This window comes from Asanoa sp. NPDC050611 (assembly GCF_040654855.1).
Lineage (GTDB): Bacteria > Actinomycetota > Actinomycetes > Mycobacteriales > Micromonosporaceae > Asanoa.
In genome coordinates, this window is record NZ_JBFAIU010000311.1 from 1 (window position 1) to 9,166 (window position 9,166).

A 9,166-nucleotide genomic window follows, 5' to 3' on the forward strand; every position below is an offset into this window, starting at 1 on the left:
GACCCGCTGGGCATCCGGCGGCGCCGGCACATCCGCTCCAAGGGCCGCACGGTGGTCGCCCTCGACGACGAGGTGCTCGACCTGTCCGACGCGGCCGGCTCGGCGCACCGCGAGGGCCTCGCCGGCGAGGCGGCGCTGCTGGCCGCGGTCGACGCCCGGCGCACGGGCCGCATGCGGGACATCGTCGAGACGATCCAGGCCGAGCAGGACCGGATCATCCGCGCCGACCTGACCGGGGTGCTGGTCGTCCAGGGTGGCCCCGGCACCGGCAAGACCGCCGTGGCGTTGCACCGGGCGGCTTACCTGCTCTACACCCACCGGCGCGAGCTGTCGTCGCGCGCCGTCCTGGTGGTCGGGCCCAACCCGACGTTCCTGCGCTACATCTCGCACGTGCTGCCGTCGCTCGCCGAGACCGGTGTGCTGCTGTGGACACTCGGCGACCTCTTCCCGGGCGTGACCGCGCGCGGCGAGGAGCCGGAGCACGTCGCCGCGATCAAGGGCCGGGCCGTGTTCGTCGACGTGCTCGCCGCCGCCATCGCCGACCGCCAGGAGCTGCCCGCCGACCCGATCACCGTCGAGATCGACCAGGAGTCCCTGACCATCGACCGCGAGCTGGTCCGCGCCGCCCGCGACCGGGCCCGCCGGTCCGGCCGCACGCACAACCAGGCCCGCGAGGTGTTCGCGGGCGCGGTCGTCGAGGGGCTGGTCGCGCAGATGGCCGAGCTGATCGGCACCGACCCGTACGCCGACGACCCGCTGGGCGAGGGTGACGCGCCCGGCGACCCGATGCTCATGGGCGCCGCGGACCTCGCCGACATCCGGGCCGAGCTGGACGCCGACCCGGGCGTACGGGCGGCGCTCGACGTGCTCTGGCCCCCACTGACCCCGCAGCGCCTGCTGCGCGAGCTGTTCTCCTCGGCCGACCGGCTGGCCGCGGCCCGCGTGGGCGCCGACGGCACGGAGCTGCTCACCCTGGCCGAGGCCGCGCTGCTGACCCGGCCCGCCAACGCCGCGTGGACGCCGGCCGACGCCCCGCTGCTCGACGAGGCCGCCGAACAGCTCGGCGAGCTGCCCGACGCGGAGGCCGCCGCCCGCCGGCTGGCCGACCGGGTGCGCCGCTCCGAGCTGGCCTACGCCGAGGGCGCACTGGAGATCGCCCGCGGCTCCGCCTCGATCGACGTGGAGGACGAGGACGACCCCGAGCTGCTGCTGGTGACCGACCTGCTCGACGCCTCGCGGCTGGCCGAGCGGCAGGAGGACGGGCTCCGGCTCAGCGCCGCCGAGCGGGCCGCCCGCGACCGGAAGTGGGCGTTCGGGCACATCATCGTCGACGAGGCGCAGGAGCTGTCGCCGATGGCGTGGCGGCTGCTGATGCGCCGGGCGCCGAGCCGCTCGATGACCGTGGTCGGCGACATCGCGCAGACCGGCGACCCGGCCGGCGCCTCGTCGTGGTCCGAGGTGTTCACGCCGTACGTGGCCGACCGCTGGAAGCTGGCCGAGCTGACCGTCAACTACCGCACGCCGGCCGAGGTGATGTCGCTGGCCGGCGAGGTGCTGGCCCGGATCGACCCGGCGGCGACCCCGCCGCGCTCGGTGCGCTCCACCCGCCGGGCGCCCGCGCTGGGCCGGCTCGACGAGCTGGGCACCGTGGTCACCGCGGAGGCGGCGGAGCTCGGCGACGGGCGGCTCGCGGTGATCGCGCCGGCGGCCCGGGTCGGTGCGCTGGCCGCGGAGGTGCGGGCGGCGCTGCCGGACCTGGCCGTCGCGGTCGGCGACGAGCCCGACCTGGAGAGCCCGGTCGCGGTGGTGTCGGCCCGGCAGGCGAAGGGCCTGGAGTTCGACGCGGTCGTGGTGGCCGACCCGGACGGCATCGAGGCGGAGTCGCCGCGCGGCGTCAACGACCTCTACGTGGCGCTCACGCGGGCGACCCAACGGCTGACCGTCCTCAAGTGACGGTCCGCCACCTGTTCAGCGGAACCGGCGGCCCTCGTCGCGGCGGTAGGCCCAGACCGCGACGGCGCCGGCCGCGACCGTCCAGACCGCCAGCATCACCACCGACAGCGGGCGCACCGGGTAGTCGCCGACGGCCGCCCACATCAGCTCGACGGCGCCGCGGGTGGGCAGGTAGGGCGCGATCGCCTGGATGAACCCCGGTGCCTGGTCGGGCGCGGACATCAGGCCGCCGCCGAACGCCAGCGGGAAGAAGATGACCTGGCAGACCACGAGGGCCGCCTTGAGTGGCAGCGCGTACCCGATGGCCAGGCCCATCAGCGTGAACGGCAGCGCGCCGACAAACACCGTGCACAGGCCGAGCAGGAAGCCGGCCGGGGTGACGGTGGCCTCGGTGAACAGGGCACCGATCAGCACCACGGGCACGAGCGACACGAGGGCCATGCTCATGCCGGCGAGGATCCGGCCGGCGAACCGGGGGCCGGCGCCGGCGGCGAGCGTGCGCATGTAGCCGTCCCACGGCTGGGAGCGGTCGTCGGCGACGCCCACGCCGTACGTGAACAGGCTGCTCACCATGATGGAGAACGTGACCATGGAGGCCGTGGCGAAGGTGGCGCCCACCGGGTCGTCACCGGCGAACGGCACGACGAAGAAGAGCATCGAGGCGGCCGGGAAGAACGCCGAGCCGATCAGGGCGATCGGGATGCGGATGGTCTCGAGGAGCTGGTATCTGGCGTGGACGAGGGTGAGCGTCAAGGGGTGCTCCTTCAGGCCGCGGCGACGACGGGTGCGGGCTCTTCGGTGATGGCGAGGAACGCCTCCTCGAGCGAGGTCGGCGCCACCTCCAGGTCGCGGAAGTCCACAGCGGACGCCACGAGGGCCCGGACGAGCGCGTCCGAGTCGGGGGTGAGCAGGTGGGTGCGCTCCTCGTGCCGCTCGACCGCGACCACGCCCGGCAGCGCGGGCGGCTCGCCGTCGAGCGCGAAGCTGACCCGGCGGACGCCGACCATGCCGCGCACGGCGGTCACGGTGTCGTCGGCCAGCACGCGGCCGTGGCCGAGCACCACGACCCGGTCGGCGAGGGCCTCGATCTCCTCGAGGTAGTGGCTGGAGAGCAGCACGGTGCCGCCGCCGGCGTGGTAGGCCTTGATGGCGTCCCAGAGCCCGCGCCGGGACTGCACGTCGAGTCCGGTGGTCGGCTCGTCGAGGACGACGATCCGGGGCCGGCCGACGAACGCGAGCGCGATCGCGAGGCGCCGCTTCTGGCCGCCGGAGAGCCCGCCGGTCTGCCGCTTGACGAGGTCGGCGATGCCGAACTGGTCGAGCAGTTCGGCGCGCGGGACCGGGTCGGGGTAGTGCGCGCCGACGAAGTCGACGACCTCGCCGACCCGCAGGGTGGCCGGCAGCCCCGTCTCCTGCGGCGTGACGCCGAGGGCGCGCCGGGTGCGCGGGTCCCGCGGGTCGCCGCCGCAGAGCGTGACCCGGCCCTCGTCCGGGCGGCGCACGCCGGTCAGCAGGCTCGCGAGGGTGGTCTTGCCGGCGCCGTTGGGGCCGAGCAGGCCGACCAGCTCGCCCTCGGCCACCTGGAGCGAGACGCGGTCGAGGGCCGTGACGTCGCCGTACCGGCGGGTGACCTCGATCGCCTCCGCGAGGATCATGTCTTCTCCTTGATGTCCGGGGGAGCCAGCAGGGCACGTACGGATGCGGTGTATTCCTCGAACGCCGTCCGGCCGCGGTTGGTGAGCGCGACCAGGGTGACCGGTGTGCGGCCGCGGTGCGTCTTCGTGATCGCGACGTAGCCGGCGTCCTCGAGCTTGCGCAGGTGGACCGAGAGGTTGCCGGCCGTCATCGCGAGGATCTCCTGCAGGCGCGGGAAGGAGATCTGGTCACCCGGGCCCAATGTGGACAGAGCGGCGACCACCCGCAGCCGGGCCTGGGCGTGGATCACCGGGTCCAGGGGAGCGTCGGTCATGTCCTGGAGCCCCGCCAGCGGTGGGCGATCGCGCCGAACGCGAGCATGCCGCCACCCGCCAGGACGCACATGATCAGCGCCTGCCAGCCCGGCCCGGCCAGGACACCCGCGACGTTGACCACGGAGATCCAGACGCCGAGCTGGAAGAGCGGGCGGTTGAGCCAGATCGCGCCGCCGGCCATGTGCAGGGCGCCGGTGAGCGCCGCCATCGTGGCCGACCAGACGAGCGTCCGCAGGTCCTCGGGCAGCGCGTCGTTGACCTTGACCAGGATCACCGTGGCGCTGGTGAACGCGATGCTCCAGGACCAGCCGTAGTAGGCGCCGCGCCGCGCCGACTCGCCCGCGACGTGGCCGTAGGCCTTGGCGCCGGTCAGGCCGGAGAACACGCTCGCGCCGAGCATCAGGGCGACCAGCACGACCACCGGCAGCCACTCCGGCATGTCGACGAAGACGCGTCCGTCGGGGCCGTAACGCAGGAACAGCAGCCCGAAGCCGACGAGCCAGGCCACGCCCCACGGCCAGTACCACAACCGGTCGTCGACCTGGATGCGGCGGAGCACCGCGGCGCGCTGCTCCTCGATCAGCCGGAGCGCCTCGGCCGGATCGCCCGGCGGCTGGTCGTTGTCGACAAAGCTCTCACTCACGTAAAGAACTTTACGACACAAAGTCAAGCCTCGGTACGCTGCGCCGCATGCGCTTCGATGCCCACACGCTCGTGCTGCTGGTCCGCGCTCCCGACGCGCCCGAACTGTCCGAAGACGCGGCGGCCGCGCTCCAGGACGCCCACCTCGCCTACCAGGCCGGCCTCGCCGACCGCGGGCTGCTGACCGTCGCCGGCCCGCTGGCCGACCAGACCGACGAGCGCCTGCGCGGCATCTGCGTGCTCGCCACGGACCTGGCCACCGCCCGGGCCCTCTACGCCGACGACCCGGCGGTCAAGGCCGGTCGGCTCGCCGTCGAGGCGATGACCTGGCTGGTGCCGGCCGGCGGCGCGACGTTCACGGGCGTGCGGCTGCCGCGTTCGACGGCGGAGGCCTGAGGCCCGTGTTCCCGAACCTGCCGAACTTCCGCGACCTGGCCGGGCTGCCGGCGCGCGGTGGCGTGATCGGTCCGCGGCGGCTCTATCGAAGCGACACGGTCTCGCACCTGACGCCGGCCGAGGCGGCGACGCTGACGGGGGAGTACGGCCTGGCGACCGTCGTCGATCTGCGCGACGCGTCCGAGATGTCGCTCTACGGTCGCGGCCCGTTGGGTGCGACACCCGTGCGCTACGTCCCGGTGCCACTGGGCGACATCACGGACATATCCGATCGCTCGGCGTTCTACGTCGGCGTGCTGGCCCAGCGCGGTCACGAGGTCGCGGCCGCCCTGCGTACCCTGGCCGATCCTGACGCGTTGCCCGCCCTCGTCCACTGCGCCGCCGGATGCGACCGCACCGGCGTCTTCGTCGCGATCCTGCTCGACCTGCTCGGCGTGCCCGACGAGGTGATCTGCGCCGACTACGCCCGGACCGCCGGCGCGGTCGACGCGATCAACGAGCGGCTGCGGGTCAACGCGCTGGCCGCGGGCGAGCCGTGGCCGCCGGACTGGCCGGACGGGCTCGACTGGCACCCGGCGGCGCCGATGATGGCCACGGCGCTGGCCCGGATCCGTGCCCGGTGGGGGTCCGGCCGGGGTTGGGCCGCCGTGCACGGGCTGACCGACGCGGACATCGACGCCCTCCGCGCCGCTTTGGTGATCGACGGCTGAAACTTCCCTTCCGCACTGATGACGGCGGTTCGCCGGTAACGTCGGAAGCTCCCGGGGCTGTGAAGGAGTGCCGCCATGTCCCACCATCTCCCGACCCCAGAGGCGCCCCAGCGCGGGCAGCTCTTCATCGACGACCTGTTCGTCTTCGGTGGCGATGGCTGCACGGTGCTGATGATGGACGTCAACTCGAACGTCACCGGCGCCGACGTCATGCCCGGTTTCCACCCGGATGCCCGCTACGAGTTCCGCGTCCACTTCGACGGCGCCGAACACGAGGAGCTGACCTACCGCGTGGCGTTCGAGCCCGTCGGGTCCGACGGCCAGCAGGCGTACGAGGTGCGCGAGCTGACCGGCACCGAGGCCGTCGGTGACGCCGGGCTCGGCAACGTGGTCGCCACCGGCCGCACGGGGGAGGCCACCGCCGACGGCGGCGTGCGGGCCTGGGCCGGGCGGATCAACGACCCGTTCTACATCGACCTCGACGAGCTGTCCGTGATCAACGCAGCGGTGCGCGACGGCGCGGTCGCCGACCTGACCGGGTGGCGCGCGGGGCAGCCGAGGAACAGCTTCGCGGGCACGCAGGTCTACACGATCGTGCTCGAGGTCAGGCACGACCACCCGCGGCTGCGCCCCGGTGCGGAGATCGGTGTCTGGTGCGCGACGAAGCTGGCCGACGACGGCGGCGAGTGGCATCAGATCAACCGGTTCGGCCTGCCGATGATGTGGCCGATCTTCTGGCCCGACGACCTCGACTTCAGCAACCCGGCCAACGGGCGGCACCCGTCCGCGGACTTCAACGAGGACGGCAAGTACATCGCCGAGAAGATCGCCGCGTTCGTCGCCGCCAACGGCGGCAACACGTCCGACCCGGACGGCTACGGGCAGCTCGTGGCGCGCCGGATCTTCCCCGAGGTGATGCCGTACACGGTCGGCAGTCCGGCCAGCTTCGGCTTCACCGGGATCAACGGGCGTGCGCTCGCCGACAACGCTCCCGAGGTGATGTTCTCGCTGGTCCTGGACTCGGCGACCAGCTCCGGCCTGGACCCGTCCGTCGCCGCCGACACGCGCCGCGACACGTTCCCGTGGGTGGTGCCGGCGCGCTGACTGCGTCAAGGTGGTCGTATGAGCGAGCGAAGCGAGTGCGGTCAGCTCAGTACCCGGTGCTCCTGCCCCGCCGACCGTAGGGAGGCGGCGGCATGAGTACGCGTATGCGCGATGCGATGGGCGAGCGGTTCAAGGAGATGCGGCACGAGCCGACGGAGAAGCGGGTCCGGGCCGTGCTCGGCGGTGAGACCATCGTGGACACCACCGACGCGGTGCTGGTCTGGGAGCCGCGGCGGATCGTGCCGACCTACGCCGTGCCGGCGACCGACCTGCGGGCCGAGGTGGCCGAGGCCGGTGAGGTCACCCTGGGCGGACCGGCGCTGCTGCACCCCGGCATCCCGTTCGCCGTGCACTCCACCCCGGGCCTGTCGCTCGACCTCGCGTTCGGTGGCGAGCGGCGCGCCGAGGCGGGGTTCCGGCCCGACGATCCGGACCTGCGCGACCACGTCCTGCTCGACTTCGACGCGATGGACCAGTGGTTCGAGGAGGACGAGGAGGTGCACGGGCACCCGCGCGACCCGTACCACCGCGTCGACTCCCGGACCAGCACGCGGCACATCCGGATCGAGGACGACGGCGTGCTGCTCGCCGAGACGAGCCGGCCGACGCTCCTGTTCGAGACGAGCCTGCCGGTCCGGTTCTACCTGCCGATCGAGGACGTGGTCGCCGACCTGACGCCGAGCGACCAGCTCACCTACTGCCCCTACAAGGGCCAGGCGTCGTACTGGTCGACGGAGAGCCGGCCGAACGTGGTCGCGATCGTCCGGTAGGAAAGCCCCGAGCGGTTCCGCACGCGGCGTAGGAGGACGACGTACTCCTCGGCCGTCGTCGCTCCCCGTGGATCAAGCACGGGCCATGCTACTGCGCCGACAGGCCGTGCCGGCCTTCCAGGTAGCGCAGGACCGCGCGGACGCGGCGGTGGTCGGTCGGTGCCGGCGGCAGGTCCAGCTTCGTGAAGATGGCCGTCACGTGCTTCTCCACGCTGCGGCCGGCCAGGTGCAGGTCCGCGGCGATCGCGACGTTGGAGCGGCCCTCGGCCACCAGCGCCAGGATCTCGCGCTCGCGCGGCGTCAGGCGGGCGAGGCCGGCGTCCACTGTGGGCCCCGACAGCAGCTGGCGGATGACCTCCGGGTCGAGGGCCACGCCGCCGTCGGCGATGCGGCGCAGGGCGTCCAGGAACGCGGCCGTGCTGACGATGCGGTCCTTGAGGAGATAGCCCACGCGGGCCGGGTGTTCGCGCAGCAGCTGGTTCGCGTACACGGTCTCGACCCACTGCGAGAAGACCAGGACACCTGTCTCCGGGTACGCGGAGCGGATCGCGATCGCCGCGCGGACACCCTCGTCCGTGAACGTCGGCGGCATGCGGACGTCGACGATCGCCACGTCCGGCCGGTGCTCCTCGACGGCGGCCAGCAGCCCGGCCGCGTCGGCCACGGTGGCCAGCACCGCCACCTCGTGGTCGGCCAGCAGCGCGGCCATGCCGTCGCGCATCAGGGCGTTGTCCTCGGCGATCACGGTGCGCATCTCAGGCTCCCGGCAGGCTCATCGTGACCGTGGTGGGACCGCCGTCGGGGCTGGACACCTCGAGCCGGCCGTCGAGCGCCTGGGCCCGGGCGATCAGGCCGCGCAGGCCGCTGCCCGTCAGGGACGGCGCCGCACCGCCGCGGCCGTCGTCGGTCACGGCCAACCGTAACCAGCCGTCCGCGCGGGACAGCGACAGCGCCACCGAGCGCGCGCCGGCGTGCTTGGCCGCGTTGGTGAGCAGCTCCGCCGCGGTGAAGTAGAGCGTGGTGGCGGCGTCGGGGGCGGGCGGCCGGTCCAGCGACACCGACACCGTGACCGGCAGGCCGCTGCGGGCGGCCAGCGTGCCGAGCGCGGTCGGCAGCCCCGCGTCGAGGGCCGGCGGGTGGATGCCGCGGACGATCTCGCGGAGCTCCTCGAGCGCGTCGGTCACGCCACCGCGGGCGGCGTCGACGAGGGCGGTCGCCTCGTCGTCGGCCGGGCCCAGCCGTTTCTCGATCCGGGACAGCGTCATGCCCAGCGCGACCAGCCGGGCCTGGGTGCCGTCGTGCAGGTCCCGCTCCAGCCGGCGCAGCGTGGTGGCGGCGTCGGCGGTCAGCGCGGCCCGGCTGGTCACCAGCTCGTCGATCCGCGCCGCGGCGCGGCCGGGGCCGAGCAGCAGCGTCGCGAGGGTGCGGTCGACGGCGACCAGGCCGCGCAGCACCCAGGGGAACAGCAGCAGGGCCGCCGCGCCGATCGCCGCCACGTACGCCGTGTCGAGCCGGCGGTCGACGCCGAGCGGGCCGAGCTCGTTGCCGCCACGACGAGTAAGGCGAGCGGCAGCCAAGGGCTCTGCTCGAGCACGAACTGATCGGTGATGACAGCTCCGGT

Annotated in this window: 11 protein-coding genes; 5 read left to right on the top strand and 6 right to left on the bottom strand. The window is 73.7% G+C overall.

What is annotated here, in order from left to right:
- Window positions 1-1,953: UvrD-helicase domain-containing protein (locus AB0H87_RS32815; protein WP_360154547.1), on the top strand; the 1,953-nt coding region annotated here is incomplete at its 5' end.
- A 15-nt stretch (window positions 1,954-1,968) separates the two neighbouring features.
- Here the strand turns inward: AB0H87_RS32815 and AB0H87_RS32820 are convergent.
- The 4 genes from AB0H87_RS32820 to AB0H87_RS32835 are packed head-to-tail and all read right to left on the bottom strand — an operon-like array spanning window position 1,969 to window position 4,566.
- Window positions 1,969-2,706 carry an ABC transporter permease gene (locus tag AB0H87_RS32820; RefSeq protein ID WP_360154550.1) on the bottom strand — a complete coding sequence of 246 codons (738 nt, stop codon included), beginning with the start codon at window positions 2,704-2,706 and terminating at the stop codon, window positions 1,969-1,971.
- 11 nt (window positions 2,707-2,717) lie between these two features.
- On the bottom strand, window positions 2,718-3,608 hold the full coding sequence (locus AB0H87_RS32825; RefSeq protein ID WP_360154553.1) for an ABC transporter ATP-binding protein: 891 nt from the start codon (window positions 3,606-3,608) through the stop codon (window positions 2,718-2,720).
- Window positions 3,605-3,922, bottom strand: a complete 318-nt coding sequence (locus AB0H87_RS32830) for a transcriptional regulator (RefSeq protein ID WP_360154556.1) — start codon at window positions 3,920-3,922, stop codon at window positions 3,605-3,607. Before AB0H87_RS32830 ends, AB0H87_RS32825 begins: the two co-directional genes overlap by 4 nt.
- Entirely contained in the window at window positions 3,919-4,566 is a 648-nt protein-coding gene (locus AB0H87_RS32835) for a transporter (protein WP_360154559.1), read from the bottom strand. Before AB0H87_RS32835 ends, AB0H87_RS32830 begins: the two co-directional genes overlap by 4 nt.
- A gap of 47 nt (window positions 4,567-4,613) precedes the next feature.
- Between AB0H87_RS32835 and AB0H87_RS32840 the strand changes: the two genes are divergently transcribed.
- From AB0H87_RS32840 to AB0H87_RS32855, 4 genes are all read left to right on the top strand, one after another.
- On the top strand, window positions 4,614-4,961 hold the full coding sequence (locus tag AB0H87_RS32840; RefSeq protein WP_360154562.1) for a YciI family protein: 348 nt from the start codon (window positions 4,614-4,616) through the stop codon (window positions 4,959-4,961).
- A 5-nt stretch (window positions 4,962-4,966) separates the two neighbouring features.
- Window positions 4,967-5,671 carry a tyrosine-protein phosphatase gene (locus tag AB0H87_RS32845; RefSeq protein WP_360154565.1) on the top strand — a complete coding sequence of 235 codons (705 nt, stop codon included), beginning with the start codon at window positions 4,967-4,969 and terminating at the stop codon, window positions 5,669-5,671.
- A gap of 75 nt (window positions 5,672-5,746) precedes the next feature.
- Entirely contained in the window at window positions 5,747-6,775 is a 1,029-nt protein-coding gene (locus tag AB0H87_RS32850; protein WP_360154568.1) for a DUF4331 family protein, read from the top strand.
- Window positions 6,776-6,867: 92 nt separating this feature from the next.
- Window positions 6,868-7,545 carry a DUF427 domain-containing protein gene (locus AB0H87_RS32855; RefSeq protein WP_360154571.1) on the top strand — a complete coding sequence of 226 codons (678 nt, stop codon included), beginning with the start codon at window positions 6,868-6,870 and terminating at the stop codon, window positions 7,543-7,545.
- Between the two features lie 88 nt (window positions 7,546-7,633).
- On the opposite strand, the gene AB0H87_RS32860 is transcribed toward AB0H87_RS32855, so the two are convergent.
- Together AB0H87_RS32860 and AB0H87_RS32865 are read right to left on the bottom strand one after the other, a co-directional pair.
- Window positions 7,634-8,299, bottom strand: a complete 666-nt coding sequence (locus tag AB0H87_RS32860; RefSeq protein WP_360154574.1) for a response regulator transcription factor — start codon at window positions 8,297-8,299, stop codon at window positions 7,634-7,636.
- A gap of 1 nt (window position 8,300) precedes the next feature.
- Window positions 8,301-9,122, bottom strand: a complete 822-nt coding sequence (locus AB0H87_RS32865) for a histidine kinase (RefSeq protein WP_360154577.1) — start codon at window positions 9,120-9,122, stop codon at window positions 8,301-8,303.
- Window positions 9,123-9,166: the final 44 nt, after the last annotated feature.